Source organism: Streptomyces sp. NPDC014891 (assembly GCF_043081085.1).
Classification (GTDB): domain Bacteria; phylum Actinomycetota; class Actinomycetes; order Streptomycetales; family Streptomycetaceae; genus Streptomyces.
Genome location: NZ_JBIBWF010000002.1, coordinates 311568 through 325928, shown reverse-complemented (window position 1 = coordinate 325928; position 14361 = coordinate 311568). Strand labels below are relative to the sequence as shown.

Here is a 14361-nt window from a genome sequence, read left to right as displayed (position 1 = left end):
GGCAACGATCTCCTCCCTAGGCTCTCGGACATGCCCGAGATCTCGCTGACCACCCTCGTCCTGCTGTGCCTCGCCGCGCTCGTGGCCGGCTGGATCGACGCGGTGGTCGGCGGCGGCGGGCTGCTCCTGCTGCCGGCCCTGCTGCTCGGACTGCCCCAGGTCCCGGCCGCGCACATCCTCGGGACGAACAAGGCCGTCGCGATCGTCGGCACCACCGGGGCGGCGGTCACCTATGTCCGCAAGGCACCCGTCCAGGTGTGGACCGCGGTGCGCATCGGCCTGGCCGCCCTGACGGGCTCCATGGCCGGCGCCTTCTTCGCGGCGGGCATCAGCAGCGACGTCCTCCGGCCGGTGATCATGGTCGTGCTGCTCGCGGTGGCCGCCTTCGTGCTGCTGCGGCCGTCGTTCGGCGCGCGGGTCGCGGGGGAGGACCGGGCACCGCTGACCCGGGCCCGGATCGTCACCGCGATCGTCGTGGTCGGCGGCGGCATCGGCTTCTACGACGGCCTGTTCGGCCCCGGCACCGGGACGTTCCTGGTCCTCGCGCTGACCGCCGTGCTCCACCTGGACCTGGTGACGGCCTCGGCGACCGCCAAGATCGTCAACGTCTGCACCAACGCGGGCGCGCTCGCGATGTTCGCGTACCAGGGCAGCGTGTACTGGCAGCTCGCCGCCGTCATGGCCGTCTTCAACCTGGCCGGCGGGACGGTCGGGGCGCGGATGGCGCTCAGCAGGGGAGCCGAGTTCGTCCGCGGGGTGCTGCTCGTGGTCGTCCTCTCCCTGGTCGCGAAGCTCGCCTTCGACCAGTGGGCCTGAACCCGCGGGGCGGGACTACCGCACCCCGATGAGGTGGCCGAAGGCGACCACGTTCCCCCGGTAGCCGTTCTTCTTCGAGAAGCCGCCGCCGCAGGTGATCACCCGGATCTCCGCCCGGTTCGCCTCGTCGTACACCTTCCGGTCCGGAAAGTCCTCGTTCTCGTAGACCTCGACCGCGTCCACCGTGAACACGGCGGTCCGCCCGTCCTGCCGGTCCACCTCGATCCGGTGACCCTTCTTCAGGGCGCCGAGCGTGTAGAAGACGGCGGGTCCGTCGGCGTTGTCGACGTGGCCCGCGACGATCGCCGTGCCCTTGGCGCCCGGCGCGGTGCCGTCCCCGTACCAGCCAGCCAGGTTCCGGTTCCCGGCCGGCGGGACGTCGAGCGAGCCGTCCCCGGCCAGACCGAGCCGCATCATCGGGGTGTCCACGTCGGTCTCGGGGATGCGCAGCCGAACCGGCGCCGAGGGCGGCAGCGGGTCGGCGGCGGCGTCGGTGTGCACGCTCGGCCCGGCCGCGAAGGCCTGGGCCGCCGACGGTACGGGCGGGGTGACCTGCTCAGAGCCGTTCTGGACGAGCCAGAGCCCGACGCAGGCGGCAGCGGCTATGCCCCAGCCCTTGCTCCTGTTGCTCACCTGGGTTCCCTCGGTCGGTTCGTGGTGCGACGGGCGCCGCCGCGGGCGACGCGGCCCACGGGACGTCGGGCGAGCCGCCCCGGGATCCGTGATGTGGCCCTGCCCCCGCCGGGCCGTGTTCGGGCGCTCCGGCGGGGGCAGGACAGGCGGTGGTCCCTCAGTGCCCCCGCGCGCCGCTCGCCCGGCGGCGCAGGAGCAGGACCCCGCCCACGGCAGCTGCGGCCAGCACCGCCGCGCCTGCCGTGACCTGGGCGGTGTCGGGGCCGACGCTGCCCCCGACACCGGTCTGGACGTGGCCGCTGGGACGACGGTGCTTGACGGTCAGGTCGCCCCGGGCCGTCTTTCCGTTGTCGCAGGCCACGCTGATGCCGTACGTACCGGCCTTGGCGTGCTCCGGTACGTGGAACTGTCCGACCACGACCTCCTTGTGCGTGCTCGGACGCAGCTGGAACTCGCCCGCGCCCAGCGAGTTCGCGTCCCCGACGCCGCGGCCGTGCTTGCCGCAGGCGAGGGTGTTCACGGTGACGCTCTCCCCCGGGGCGGCCTCGGACGGGAAGATCTCCAGCCACCCGGAGTCGCCGGCGAACGCCGGCGGGACGGCGAGGGCTCCGATCGCGGCGACCGTCAGCGCGGTACCGGTGAACAGGCGGACAGTGGTGCGCATGGGGGCCTCCGGGGCGCGCGAGCGGTCGAGCGGGACGGCCTCCGGGAGGGACTTCCCGGAAGGGCCTTCTGTGACCGAGATAAGAGCCGCCGCGCGCACCCCGCCTCCTGATGAGGCATCAGGATTGGGCCGTTCGATACGGTGTGTCGCCTGGATTTCCGGAGTTCATGCAGGTCAGGACGGTTTACATGGAGTCGGCTGACGTCCCGTGCCGAACGGGTGACCGCCCCCGGGGCCGCCACCCGCCCCGGCTGCCGGCCCGCCCGGCGGAACCCGCTCCGGGCGCCCGTCAGCCCCCGGTCAGGCCCCCGATCGCCGCCAGCGCCCACTCCTGGGCCCCCATCGTCGCGCCGGCCGCGACCCCCGTGGCCACCGGGGCGAGCGCGCCCCTGAGCTGGTTGAGCGCCCGGCGCACCCGGCCCTCCTCGACCGGCTCCTCCTGGCCGATCACCTCCAGGACCTCCGCCGCCGCCTCCTCGGTGTTCCGCCGGTCCTCCTCGGCGAGACCGGCGCCGGGCAGCTGCCGGAGCAGCTCCGCCACCCGCTCGGCGAGCGCCTCGTACCCGGGTGCGACCGGGCCGGGCGTGCCGACGTTCTGCTGGTTCTGAGTGGCGGTCGCGTTGTCCCAGGCGAACTGGCCCTGCGACACGGAGCCGTGGAACACCGGCCCGTTGAAGTGGTTGACCTGCGGTGGTCCGTTCTCGTGCGAGCGGTCGGTCATGAGCGGGAACCGTCCCCTTCCGTCTCCGTGCTCCGGTCGTCCTCGGCGCGTCCCTGGTGCTGGGTGACGTGCTCGTTGCCCCAGGCCACCTGGATGTCCCGGACCGGCCCGTGGAAGACCGGCCCGTTGAAGATGTTGATGATCTGCTGAGGCGGTCCGGCCGGCTTCTCCGCGTGCCGGAGGACCCGGAGCGAGGTGCGGAGCCGGACCGTCTCTACCCGGCCGTTGCCGACGACGGCCACCCCGCGGGCGCCGTTCACCGCGCAGTCCACGAGCTGCCCGCCGGCCTCCTCGTCGAAACTCGCGCCGGCGTTCGCGCAGTCGGTGAACTCGCTCCGCGCGACGTCCAGATAGGCGGAGCCCGTCCCGTAGATCCCGAGCGCCCCCGAGCCGTCCACGGCGAGGTTCCGGGCGATGAGCCGGCCGCTGCCGAGGGCCCCGGCGCCGGCGCCGCTCACCGCCGTGACGCGGCTGTCGGTCACCCGGAGCTGGGCCTCGTCGGACACGCCGAAGCCCAGGACGCCGCCCTCCGCCGTCACGTTCCGGAGGGTGACGCGGGACCGGCCGCCGATGGCCACGGCGGCCATCTCGCAGTCGCGGAACACCGTGTCCGCCACCTCGGCGGTCGTCCCGCCGTCGCCCCGGGTCTCCAGCCCGGACTGGCAGCGCTCCACCCGTACGCGGGCGAAGGAGGCCCCGGAGTCGTCGAAGACCCGCAGCGCGGTGTTCGTCAGGTCCTCGACCACGACCCCGGTGAAGCGGCCCCGGGCGCCCTCGGTGACCGCGATCCCGACGTTGCCCCCGGAGACGCGGCCGCCGAACACCTCCGGCGCGCCGCCCCTGGTCGAGAAGACGGCGACGTTGCCCGAGCCGAGCACCCGGCAGTCCTCGAACCGGCCCCGGGCGTCCGTCTGCACGTTGATGCCGGTGTCGTGGCAGTCGGCGAGGACGCAGCCGCGCACCACCGGGTCGGCGCCGCTCGCCGCGCCGATGCCGTGCCGTGCGCCGGTGACGCGGGTGCCGTCGACGGAGCCCCGGGACTGCTCGGTGAACATGATCCCCTCGCCGTGCACATCGGTGATCACGCAGTCCGCCACGACGAGCCGCGCCCGGGCGTCCGCCGTGAGGGCCGCCTGCCCGGTGCCGGTCAGTTCGCAGCCGACGACCTCGGCGTGCGCGTCGCTCACCCGCAGGCCGTGGATCCGGCTCCCCTCGATCCGGCTGCCCCGGACGGCCACCCGGGCCCCCTCGAGGACGGCGATGGCGTTGTCGGCGGCGTCGGTGAACCGGCAGCGCTCGATCAGCCCCGTGCCACCGGAGAAGAGCATCCGGCCGTGGGTGACCACGGTGTCCCGCAGGGTGACGGTGGAGTGCGGGCGTGCGTGCACGGCGACGCCGCTGTGGGCCCGGACGCAGGAGTGCTCCAGGGTGAGGGTGCCCGCGTGGCAGGCGACGACGTCCGCCTCGCGGCCGACCAGGGTGAGGCCGTGCACCAGGACCGCGCCCGAGGCGTCGAGGACGGTGCTCCGCGGCAGCCCGACCTCGACGGTGCCGGGCCCCCGGGCGGCCACCAGCCGGACGTCGCCCCGCACGGTGAGCGCCTCCTCGTACCGGCCGGGCGCGATCTCGATCAGGGCCGGCCCGCCCCGCGCGCCCGCCGCGCGGAGGGCCGCACCGATGTCCCGGTGGGCACGGCGGCCGCCGCGCGGCGAGACGACGTACCTCGCGACCACGCCGACCACTCCCCCCGTACGGCCCGCGGGGCCGGGTCCGGCCCCCTACGCCTTCTACCGCTCTACAGCTCGTCCCACTCCACCGCGTCGTACGCCGCGTACACCCGTGCCATGAGCTCCTCGTCCCCCGGGAACACCACCTCGTCGATCGACGTCACGGGGGCGAGGGAACGGGAGTTGGTGACGAACGCGGCCCGGTAGCCCGGCAGGTCGGCCAGTGTCACCGGGCGCCGGACCGACTCCAGGCGCGGTTCCAGGAGGGCCATCGCGATCCCGTGGAGGCAGGGCGCCGCCGGCCAGACCACCGACGTGCCGTCCCAGAAGCCGATGTTGGTGATCGCGCCCTCGGCGATCTCGCCGTACGGGGAGGTCAGCACGGCGTCGTCGTAGCCGGCGCGCCGGGCGGCCTCCCGGTGGTAGGCCTGGCCGAAGCCGCCCAGGTGCTTGATGTGCGGCGCGGGCCGCCAGTACTCGACGGTCGCGAGGCGCTGCGGGGCCCCGGGCCCGTCCGGGGCGGGGTCGGCGACGGTCACCGCGATCCGGACGTCGGGGTAGACGTACACGCGCACCGAGGCGTCCCGCCGCCCGGAGGTCTCCAGCGCGCCCGCGACCAGGGACCGGACCCGCTTGCCGTCCAGCTCGCGGCCGAAGAGCTCCCGGGTCGAGCGGTCGAGCCGGTCGAGGTGCAGGTCGAGCCCCTTCACACGCCCGCCCCGCACCTGCATCGCCGTGAAGTGGCCGAAGCCGGTCATGAGAGCGGCGAGCAGCCCGGGGTCGGCGGCGGGGACGCCGTCGATCTCGACGTGCGGGGTCGGAGTCGTCATGACCTCACCGTACGTCCGCGCCAACGGCCTTGGGAAAGTCCCGCAGAACGGCACTTGACCTCAACCAAACTTGAGGTACCACGATCATCGACATGGACATCACGAACGCCTCCACGGCCACCGACTCCTCCTCCCGCGCGGCCGCCGCCCCGGCCCCCCTCACCCTCGCCCTGGTCGTCGCCAGCGACCGCGAAGGCCGCTTCGCCCCCGTCGTCACCGACTGGTTCCGCTCCCGCCTCGCCGAGCGCGAGGACTTCACCGTCACCGTCGTCGACCTCGCCGAGGTCGACCTCCCCACCTCCCTCTCGCACGACCCGTCCCCGGCCGTCCGCGCCGAACTGGCCAAGGTCACCCCGGTGCTGGAGGCCGCCGACGCCTACGTGGTCGTCACCCCCGAGTACAACCACTCCTTCCCCGCCTCCCTCAAGAACCTGATCGACCGGCACTACACCGAGTGGCAGGCCAAGCCCGTCGGTTTCGTCTCCTACGGCGGCATCTCCGGCGGCCTGCGGGCCGTCGAGCAACTCCGCCAGGTCTACGCCGAGATGCACGCGGTCACCGTCCGCGACACCGTCTCCTTCCACCACGCCCACGGACTGTTCGACGCCGACGGACGGCACAAGGACCCCGTCGCCGCCGAGGGCGCGGCCAAGGCCCTCCTCGACCAGCTCGGCTGGTGGGGCCGCGCCCTCAAGGACGCCAAGTCCGTCCGCCCGTACGGCTCGTGAGGGGACACCGTCATGCTGCTGGGACTTCTCGCGCCCCGCCTCAGGCCCTACCGGGCCCTCCTCGTCCTCCTCGTCGCCCTCCAGCTCGTCCAGTCCCTGGCCTCCCTCACCCTGCCCGCGCTCAACGCCGGGGTCATCGACGAGGGCGTCCTGAAGGGCGACACCGGACGCGTCCTCGACGGCGGCGCCGTGATGGTCGCCGTCACCCTCGTCCAGGCGGCGGCCGCGGCCGCCGCCACCTACACCGGGGCGCGGATCGCCATGGGCGTCGCCCGCGACCTCCGCTCCGAAGTCTTCCGCCGCGTCCAGGAGTTCTCGGCACGGGAGCGCGGCCGCTTCGGCGCCGCCTCCCTCATCACCCGGACGACCAACGACGTCCAGCAGGTCCAGACGTTCACCGTCCTCGTCCTCACCATGCTGGTCGCCGCCCCGCTCCTCTGCTTCGGCGGCATCACCATGGCGCTGCGCCAGGACGTGCCCCTCGCCCTGGTACTGGTGCTCTTCGTGCCGGTCATGACCGTGGCGGTGGGCAGCGTCGTCCTGCGGATGCGGCCTCTCTTCACCGGCATGCAGGAGCGCGTGGACCACGTCAACCGGGTGCTGCGCGAGCAGATCACCGGCGTCCGGGTGGTTCGCGCCTTCGTCCGCGACCGGTACGAGCGGGAACGCTTCGCCGCCGCCAACGACGAACTCCGCTCCGTCGGCCTGCGGGCCGGCCGGCTCCAGGCCCTGATGTTCCCGACGGTCCTGATCGTCTGGGAGCTGACCACCGTCGCCCTCGTGTACGCGGGCGCCCACCGCATCGAGTCCGGAGCCCTCCAGCCGGGCGGCCTCGTGGCCTTCCTCGGCTATCTGCTCCAGACCTCGATGTCCGTCATGATGGCCACCTTCATGTTCATGCACATGCCCCGGGCGGAGGCGGGCGCCGTCCGCATCCGCGAGGTGCTGGACACCCGCCCGTCCGTCCTCGCCCCGGCCTTCCCGGTGCGGACCCCGGACGCCCGCGGCCACCTGGATGTCCGGGGCGCCGACTTCCGGTACCCGGGCGCGGAGGATTCCGTCCTCAGGGACGTCCGGCTGGAGGCCCGGCCCGGCGAGACCACCGCGATCATCGGCTCGACCGGCAGCGGCAAGTCCACCCTCCTCGGACTCGTCCCCCGCCTCTTCGACGCCACCGGCGGCGAGGTCCTCGTCGACGGCGTCGACGTCCGCCACCTCGACCCCGACCTCATGGCCCGCACCGTCGGACTCGTCCCCCAGAAGCCCTACCTCTTCTCCGGCACCGTCGCCACCAACCTCCGCTACGGCAAGCCCGACGCCACCGACGAGGAACTCTGGCACGCCCTCGACGTCGCCCAGGCCGCCGACTTCGTCCGCGGGCTCGACGACGGGCTCGACGCACCCGTCGCCCAGGGCGGCACCAACTTCTCCGGCGGACAGCGCCAGCGGCTCGCCATCGCCCGCGTCCTCGTCGCCCGCCCCCGCCTCTACCTCTTCGACGACTCGTTCTCCGCCCTCGACCCCGGCACCGACGCCCGCCTCCGCGCCGCCCTGCGCGCGGAGACGGCGGACGCCACCGTCGTGATCGTCGCCCAGCGGGTCTCCACCATCCGGGACGCCGACCGGATCGTCGTCCTCGACCGCGGCCGGACCGTCGGCACCGGCACCCACACGTCCCTGATGCGGGACGACCCCGTCTACCGGGAGATCGTCCTCTCCCAGCTCACCGAGGAGGAAGCCGCATGAGCACCGCCACGGAGAGCCGCCCCACGAAGAACACGACCGCCGGCGCCGCACCCGCCCGCGTCGGCCCCGCCGCCCCGCAGCGCGGCCCCGGTCTGCCCGCCTCGCCCGGCCTCGAACGCTCCCTCTCCTTCCGCTCCTCCGGGCTCCGCCTGCTCCGCACCCTCGCCCCCGACCGCGCCCGCCTCGTCGGCCTGTTCGCCGCCGGCGCCACGGGCGTCCTCCTCACCGTCCTCAACCCCCTGCTCCTCGGGCGCGCCACCGACCTCGTCATCACCGGGGCCACCGGCCCCGCCGGGGTCGACTTCCCGGCCGTCGGCCGGCTCCTGGCCCTCTCGACCGTGGTCGTCGCCGGATCCTCCTTCTTCACCTGGGTCCAGCTGCGGATCGCCACCACCGTCGTCCAGCGGGCCGGCCACCGGCTCCGCGAGGAGGCCCAGCACAAGCTGGCGAGGCTGCCCCTCGGCTACTTCGACCGGCAGCCGCGCGGCGAGGTCCTCTCCCGCACCACCAACGACATCGACAACGTCACGCAGACCCTCCAGCAGGCCTTCAGCCAGATGAGCCGCGCGCTCCTCACCCTGGTCGGCGTCCTCGCGATGATGTTCTGGGTCTCCCCGGTCCTGGCCCTCGTCGCCCTCGCCACCATGCCCGTCTCGATCGCCGTCGCCGGCTTCGTGGGGCGGCGCGCGCAGCCGCAGTTCGTGAAGCAGTGGGCCGTCACCGGCCGGCTCGGCGGCCACGTCGAGGAGATGATCACGGGTCACACCGAGGTCGTCGTCTTCGGCCGCCGCGAGGAGGCCGTGCGCCGCTTCGACGAGCTGGGCGAGGAGCTGTACCGGGCGAGCTTCCGGGCGCAGTTCGTGTCCGGGTTCATCCAGCCCGCGCTGACCCTCGTCGGCAATCTGAACTACGTGGTCATCGTCGTGGCCGGCGGCCTGCGGGTGGCGGGCGGCTCGCTCTCCGTCGGGGACGTGCAGGCCTTCATCCAGTACTCCTACGACTTCAACGGCCCCATCACCCAGGTCGCCGCGATGGCCAACCTCCTCCAGTCCGGAGTGGCCTCGGCCGAGCGGGTCTTCGACCTCCTCGACGCCGAGGAGGAGGACCCGGACCCGGCCGCGCCGCAGCGGCCCGCGGAGCGCCGGGGCCGGGTCTCCTTCGAGAAGGCGGCCTTCCGCTACGAGCCCGGCAGGCCGCTCATCGAGGACCTGTCCCTCACCGTGGAGCCGGGCCGGACCGTCGCCATCGTCGGCCCCACCGGCGCGGGCAAGACGACCCTGGTCAACCTGCTCCTCCGCTTCCACGAGGTGACCGGCGGCCGGATCACCGTGGACGGCGTCGACACCGCCGCCATGACCCGCGAGGAGCTGCGCTCCGGCATCGGCATGGTGCTCCAGGACACCTGGCTGTTCGGCGGCACCATCGCCGACAACATCGCGTACGGGGTGCCCGGCGAGGTCTCGCGCGAGCGGATCGTCGAGGCGGCCCGGGCCGCGCACGCCGACCGGTTCGTGCGGACCCTGCCCGCCGGGTACGACACCGTCCTCGACGAGGACGGCGGCGGCCTCAGCGCCGGGGAGAAGCAGCTGGTCACCCTCGCCCGCGCCTTCCTCTCCGACCCGGCGATCCTCGTGCTCGACGAGGCCACCAGCTCCGTCGACACCCGGACCGAGCGCCTCGTGCAGGAGGCGATGGCCTCGCTCCGGGCGGGCCGCACCAGCTTCGTCGTCGCCCACCGGCTCTCCACGATCCGGGACGCCGACACCATCCTGGTGATGGACGGCGGCTCGATCGCCGAGCAGGGCGGCCACGAGGAACTCCTCGCCGCGGGCGGGGCCTACGCCCGGCTGCACGCGGCCCAGTTCGCCCGTACGGTGGAGACGTGATCGTCACCGTCCGCACCACCACCGACGCGCGCGCCAAGGCGGACGCCCTGGCGCGCGGCGCCGTCGAGGCCCGGCTGGCGGCCTGCGCGCAGATCTCCGGGCCCGTCACCTCCGTCTACCACTGGCGGGGCGCGATCGAGACCACCGAGGAGTGGGAGGTGGTGTTCAAGACCACCGAGGCCCGCTACCCGGCCCTGGAGTCGCACCTCGTCGCCGCGCACGACTACGAGACCCCCGAGATCCTCGCCACCCGGGTGACCCGGGCCGGCGAGGGGTACGCGCGCTGGGTCGAGCGGGAGACCTCCGGGGCCGCGGAGCCCGAGGCCCCCGCCCACGACGAGCGGCCGTTCTTCGTGTACGGCACGCTGCGCCCCGGCGCGTACAACCACGACCGGTTCCTCGCCGGCCGGATCGGCACCGAGGCGGACGCCGTGCTGCACGGGGCGGTCCTGCACGACGGACCCGGCTACCCCTACGTCGTCCCGGCGACCGGGGGCCGGGTGGTCGGCACCCTGCTCACGCCCGCGCCCGACGCGTACGGCGAGCTGTTCGGCCTGCTCGACCGGCTGGAGCTGCCCGCCGGGTACGAGCGGGTGGCGATGGACGTCGTCCGGACGCGGGACAGCGCGAGCGTGTCCGCGTGGGTGTTCCTGGCGGCGCCGGACGCGCCCCTCGGCGAGGTCATCGAGAGCGGCGACTGGTTCGACCGGTCGTAGCGTCCCCGGGGGAGAGCGGTTCGAGCCGGACCGCGCAGACCTTGAACTCGGGCATCCGCGAGACCGGGTCGAGCGCCGGGTTCACCAGGGTGTTGGCCCGGCCCTCGCCCGCCCAGTGGAACGGCATGAAGACGGTGTCCGGCCGGATCGCGGTGGTGATCCGGGCGGGTGCGACGGCCCGGCCGCGCCGCGAGACCACCGCGACCCGCTCGCCCTCGGTCACGCCGAGCCGCTCGGCGACCCGGGGGTGGAGCTCCACGAAGGGGCCGGGCGCCGCCGCGTTCAGCTCGTCGACCCGCCGGGTCTGCGCACCCGACTGGTACTGGGACACGACCCGGCCGGTGGTGAGGACGACGGGGTACTCGGCGTCCGTCTCCTCGGCCGCCGCCCGGTGCACCACCGGGACGAACCGGGCCCGCCCGTCGGGAGTCGCGAAGCGGTCCAGGAAGAGGCGCGGGGTGCCCGGGTGGCCGCCCCCGTCCGGGCCGGTCTCCGGGCAGGGCCAGAAGACGCCCTGCTCCTCCTCGATCCGGCGGTAGCTGATGCCCGAGTAGTCGGCGGGGCCGCCGGCCGAGGCCCGGCGCAGCTCCTCGAAGACCTCCTCGGGCTCGGCGGGGAAGCCCTTCTCCCAGCCGAGGAGACCGGCGAGCGCGTGCAGCACCTCCAGGTCGCTGCGGACCCCCGCGGGCGGGGTGAGGGCGCGCCGGCGGAGCAGGACCCGCCCCTCCAGGTTGGTCATGGTGCCGGTCTCCTCCGCCCACTGGGTGACGGGCAGGACGACGTCGGCGAGGGCCGCGGTCTCGGAGAGCACCACGTCGGCGACGGCGAGGAAGTCGAGCGAGCGCAGCCGCCCCTCGACGTGCGCGGCGCGGGGCGCGGAGACGACCGGGTTGGAGCCCATCAGGAGCAGGGCCCGTACGTCGGTGCCGAGGGCGTCGAGGAGTTCGTACGCGCTCCGCCCCGGTCCCGGCAGCGTCGCGGGGTCCACGCCCCAGACCCCGGCGACGTGCGCCCGGGCGGCCGGGTCGTCGAGCTTGCGGTAGCCGGGGAGCTGGTCGGCCTTCTGGCCGTGCTCGCGGCCGCCCTGGCCGTTGCCCTGGCCGGTGAGGCAGCCGTAGCCGCTGAGCGGCCGGCCGGCCCTGCCGGTGGCCAGGCAGAGGTTGATCCAGGCGCCGACGGTGTCGGTGCCCTTGGACTGCTGCTCGGGGCCGCGCGCGGTCAGGACCATGCCGGTGGGCGCGTCGCAGAACAGCGCGACGGCCTCGCGGAGGAGCGGCACCGGGACGCCGGTGAGGCGTTCGACCTGCTCGGGCCAGTGGGCCATGGCCCCGGCGCGGGCCTCCGCCCAGCCGGTGGTGCGGGCCGCGACGAACTCCTCGTCGACGTGTCCCCCGGCCACCACCAGGTGCAGCAGGCCGAGGGCGAGGGCCAGGTCGGTGCCGGGGCGCGGGGCGAGGTGGAGGTCGGCCTGCTCGGCGGTGCGGGTGCGGCGCGGATCGACGACGATCAGCTTCCCGCCGTTCTCCCTCAGCTCGGTGAGGTAGCGGAGGGCCGGCGGCATGGTCTCGGCCAGGTTCGAGCCGACGAGGATCACGCAGCCGGTCCTCGGGACGTCCTCCAGTGGGAAGGGGAGCCCCCGGTCGAGCCCGAACGCCCTGCCGTGCGCGGCGGCCGCCGACGACATGCAGAAGCGCCCGTTGTAGTCGATCTGCGAGGTGCCGAGGACCAGCCGGGCGAACTTGCCCAGGGTGTAGGCCTTCTCGTTGGTGAGGCCGCCGCCGCCGAAGACCCCCACGGCATCGGGACCGTGGTCGGCGCGGGTCCGGCGCAGCCCGTCGGCGACGGCGGCGAGGGCCTCCTCCCAGGATGCGGGCTCCAGCGCCCCGGTGCCGGGGCGGCGGACCAGCGGCCCGGTGAGCCGGACCCGGGTGGAGAGCACGGCGGGGGCGGTGCGGCCCTTGCCGCAGAGCGCCCCCCGGTTGACGGGGAAGTCGGTCCGGTCGACCACCTCGGCGGGCCGCTCCGGGGCGCCGGTGGCGCGGAGCGACATGCCGCACTGGAGGGCGCAGTAGGGGCAGTGGGTGGGTACGGCGGTGGCCTCGGACATGGGGACAGCCTGGGTCGGCCGTGTTACGCGGGGCGGCGCCCCCGATTACGGGCGCGGTGCCATGCGCTCCGCCGGCTACGGCTCCCGCGGTGAGGCCAGCGCCTCGGTGACGCCGTTCTCCTCGGGCCCGAGGAAGTGCGGGTCGGGGCGGAGCGCGGCGTCGAGGGAGGCCTTGGCGGCGGCGAACACCTCCCGGGTGGTGCCGTAGTACCAGGTGGCGTCGTGGGGTTCGGGGACCCCGACGCCGTACGCGTCGACGCCCGCCCGCCCGCACAGCGCGACGGCCCGCTTGATGTGGAAGTCCTGGGTGACGAGCACGGCCCGGTCGACGCCGAAGACCTTCCTGGCCCGGACACAGGAGTCCCAGGTGTCGAAGCCCGCGTAGTCGCTGACGATCCGGCCGTCCGGCACCCCGCGCTCGGTGAGGTACGCGCGCATGGCGCTGGGCTCGTCGTACGCGGTCCTGCTGTTGTCGCCGGTGACGAGCAGGACCCTGACCTTCCCCGTCCGGTACAGCTCGGCGGCCGCGTCGAGCCGGTGTGCGAGGTACGGGGTGGGGCGGCCCTTCCACAGTCCGGCGCCGAAGACGACGGCGACGTCCCGGGCGGGCACGTCGGCGGTGGTGCGGAGCTTCCCGGCGGCCGCGGTGTGCATCCAGGTGACGGGGGTCAGGGCGAGGACGGCGCCCAGCATCAGGGCCTGCACGGTGCGGCGGCGGGCCCGGGTGGTGCGCGGGATCAACCGGGTGAGCCGTGCCGGCATGCGGGCCTCCGTGGCGGGTGTTCTCGGTGTCGCTCTGTCACACCGTCCGACGCGCTTCGGGGGCGTTCGGTTCGGCGGCGGCCCCTTGTGTTCCGTACAACACACCGGCCAGGAGCATGCCGAGGAGCATGCCGAGCAGTTGGGCGGCGGCGAAGGCGGGCACCGAGCCGGGCGCGATCCCGGTGAAGGAGTCGGAGAACGCGCGGCCGACGGTGGCGGCCGGATTGGCGAAGGACCCGGAGGAGGTGAACCAGATCGCCGCGCCGATGTAGCCGGCGACCGCGACCGGGGCGAGCCCGGGGCGGCCGATGTGGCTCAGGCCCCGGACGACGAGGACCAGCCCGGCGGTGGCGACGGCCTCGCCGACCAGCAGATGGAGCGCCGAGCGCGACTCGGTGGCCCAGGCGCCGGGCACCCGCCCGAACATCGTCTCGGCGAGCAGCGCGCCGGTCACGGCCCCGGCGAGCTGGGCGCCGATGTAGGCGAGGACCTCGTGGCCCTTCCCCTCGCGGCGCCGCGACCACCACTCGGAGAGGGTGACGACGGGGTTGAAGTGGGCGCCGGAGAGCGGACCGATGAGGGCGATCAGCAGCCCGAGGCCGATGGCGGAGGCGGCGGCGTTCGCGAGCAGCCGGACGCCGGTGTCCTGGCTCAGGGTGTCGGCGCGGATCCCGGAGCCGACGATGACGGCGACGAGGGCGCAGGTGCCGATGAACTCGGCGGCGGCGCGCCGGGGGAGAGCGGGCGGGGACATTCTCATAGCGGAAAAGATATTCCGTGATTCGGAATCCGAAAAGGGGGCAGGGGTAGGTGTGGCCGACCCGTGCCGACCGCCGGACCGGGCGCGGCGCGACCCGTCCGGAACACCGCCGCGGCACGGACCTGACAGTCGCCCCACCGCGCGCGTGAGGACGCCGAAACGCGGACGTGAGGGCGGGGAGAGCAGTCGTGACCCCCGTGCAACGGGCAGGCAACCTGCACCCCGCAGGATCGCCGCATGACGGAGCCGGACAGCACCCTCGCCA

13 protein-coding genes are annotated in these 14361 nt (G+C 74.3%); 5 read left to right on the top strand and 8 right to left on the bottom strand.

Annotation, left to right across the window (positions count from 1 at the left end; all coding sequences use genetic code 11):
• Nucleotides 1–30: 30 nt before the first annotated feature.
• Nucleotides 31–816 carry a sulfite exporter TauE/SafE family protein gene (locus tag ACF09E_RS06095; RefSeq protein WP_392204093.1) on the top strand — a complete coding sequence of 262 codons (786 nt, stop codon included), beginning with the start codon at nt 31–33 and terminating at the stop codon, nt 814–816.
• Between the two features lie 15 nt (nt 817–831).
• On the opposite strand, the gene ACF09E_RS06090 is transcribed toward ACF09E_RS06095, so the two are convergent.
• The 5 genes from ACF09E_RS06090 to ACF09E_RS06070 all read right to left on the bottom strand — a co-directional run bounded on the left by ACF09E_RS06090 (nt 832) and on the right by ACF09E_RS06070 (nt 5391).
• A complete protein-coding gene (locus ACF09E_RS06090; RefSeq protein WP_392204092.1) occupies nt 832–1449 on the bottom strand; it encodes a class F sortase in 618 nt (205 codons plus the stop codon).
• Between the two features lie 157 nt (nt 1450–1606).
• Nucleotides 1607–2113 (bottom strand): hypothetical protein, encoded by a 507-nt coding sequence (locus ACF09E_RS06085; protein ID WP_392204091.1) that lies wholly within the window; start codon nt 2111–2113, stop codon nt 1607–1609.
• A gap of 289 nt (nt 2114–2402) precedes the next feature.
• On the bottom strand, nt 2403–2834 hold the full coding sequence (locus ACF09E_RS06080; protein WP_392204090.1) for a hypothetical protein: 432 nt from the start codon (nt 2832–2834) through the stop codon (nt 2403–2405).
• A complete protein-coding gene (locus tag ACF09E_RS06075; protein WP_392204089.1) occupies nt 2831–4567 on the bottom strand; it encodes a right-handed parallel beta-helix repeat-containing protein in 1737 nt (578 codons plus the stop codon). Before ACF09E_RS06075 ends, ACF09E_RS06080 begins: the two co-directional genes overlap by 4 nt.
• 62 nt (nt 4568–4629) lie before the next feature.
• Entirely contained in the window at nt 4630–5391 is a 762-nt protein-coding gene (locus tag ACF09E_RS06070) for an aminotransferase class IV (protein WP_392204088.1), read from the bottom strand.
• A 92-nt stretch (nt 5392–5483) separates the two neighbouring features.
• Here ACF09E_RS06070 and ACF09E_RS06065 point away from each other — a divergent pair, with 92 nt between their 5' ends.
• The 4 genes from ACF09E_RS06065 to cutA are packed head-to-tail and all read left to right on the top strand — an operon-like array spanning nt 5484 to nt 10467.
• A complete protein-coding gene (locus ACF09E_RS06065; RefSeq protein WP_392204087.1) occupies nt 5484–6119 on the top strand; it encodes an NADPH-dependent FMN reductase in 636 nt (211 codons plus the stop codon).
• A gap of 12 nt (nt 6120–6131) precedes the next feature.
• Nucleotides 6132–7865, top strand: coding sequence for an ABC transporter ATP-binding protein (locus ACF09E_RS06060; RefSeq protein WP_392204086.1), 1734 nt, complete (start codon nt 6132–6134; stop codon nt 7863–7865).
• Nucleotides 7862–9751 (top strand): ABC transporter ATP-binding protein, encoded by a 1890-nt coding sequence (locus tag ACF09E_RS06055; protein WP_392204085.1) that lies wholly within the window; start codon nt 7862–7864, stop codon nt 9749–9751. Before ACF09E_RS06060 ends, ACF09E_RS06055 begins: the two co-directional genes overlap by 4 nt.
• On the top strand, nt 9748–10467 hold the full coding sequence (gene cutA / locus ACF09E_RS06050) for a divalent cation tolerance protein CutA (RefSeq protein WP_392204084.1): 720 nt from the start codon (nt 9748–9750) through the stop codon (nt 10465–10467). The genes ACF09E_RS06055 and cutA overlap by 4 nt, the downstream gene beginning before the upstream one ends.
• On the opposite strand, the gene ACF09E_RS06045 is transcribed toward cutA, so the two are convergent.
• The 3 genes from ACF09E_RS06045 to ACF09E_RS06035 form a co-directional block, all read right to left on the bottom strand.
• On the bottom strand, nt 10433–12574 hold the full coding sequence (locus ACF09E_RS06045) for a molybdopterin oxidoreductase family protein (protein WP_392204083.1): 2142 nt from the start codon (nt 12572–12574) through the stop codon (nt 10433–10435). The two genes, cutA and ACF09E_RS06045, sit on opposite strands and share 35 nt — an antisense overlap.
• A gap of 75 nt (nt 12575–12649) precedes the next feature.
• Complete coding sequence (locus tag ACF09E_RS06040; protein WP_392204082.1) at nt 12650–13336, bottom strand: vancomycin high temperature exclusion protein; 687 nt, start codon at nt 13334–13336, stop codon at nt 12650–12652.
• 37 nt (nt 13337–13373) lie between these two features.
• Entirely contained in the window at nt 13374–14096 is a 723-nt protein-coding gene (locus tag ACF09E_RS06035; RefSeq protein WP_392042827.1) for an aquaporin, read from the bottom strand.
• Nucleotides 14097–14361: the final 265 nt, after the last annotated feature.

Bases quoted from the DNA above. Each gene is read 5' to 3' on its own strand.
- ACF09E_RS06095 (WP_392204093.1), top strand. From the start codon at position 31: ATGCCCGAGATCTCGCTGACCACCCTCGTCCTGCTGTGCCTCGCCGCG.
- ACF09E_RS06085 (WP_392204091.1), bottom strand. From the start codon at position 2,113: ATGCGCACCACTGTCCGCCTGTTCACCGGTACCGCGCTGACGGTCGCC.
- ACF09E_RS06080 (WP_392204090.1), bottom strand. From the start codon at position 2,834: ATGACCGACCGCTCGCACGAGAACGGACCACCGCAGGTCAACCACTTC.
- ACF09E_RS06070 (WP_392204088.1), bottom strand. From the start codon at position 5,391: ATGACGACTCCGACCCCGCACGTCGAGATCGACGGCGTCCCCGCCGCC.
- ACF09E_RS06065 (WP_392204087.1), top strand. From the start codon at position 5,484: ATGGACATCACGAACGCCTCCACGGCCACCGACTCCTCCTCCCGCGCG.
- ACF09E_RS06060 (WP_392204086.1), top strand. From the start codon at position 6,132: ATGCTGCTGGGACTTCTCGCGCCCCGCCTCAGGCCCTACCGGGCCCTC.
- ACF09E_RS06055 (WP_392204085.1), top strand. From the start codon at position 7,862: ATGAGCACCGCCACGGAGAGCCGCCCCACGAAGAACACGACCGCCGGC.
- ACF09E_RS06045 (WP_392204083.1), bottom strand. From the start codon at position 12,574: ATGTCCGAGGCCACCGCCGTACCCACCCACTGCCCCTACTGCGCCCTC.
- ACF09E_RS06040 (WP_392204082.1), bottom strand. From the start codon at position 13,336: ATGCCGGCACGGCTCACCCGGTTGATCCCGCGCACCACCCGGGCCCGC.
- ACF09E_RS06035 (WP_392042827.1), bottom strand. From the start codon at position 14,096: ATGAGAATGTCCCCGCCCGCTCTCCCCCGGCGCGCCGCCGCCGAGTTC.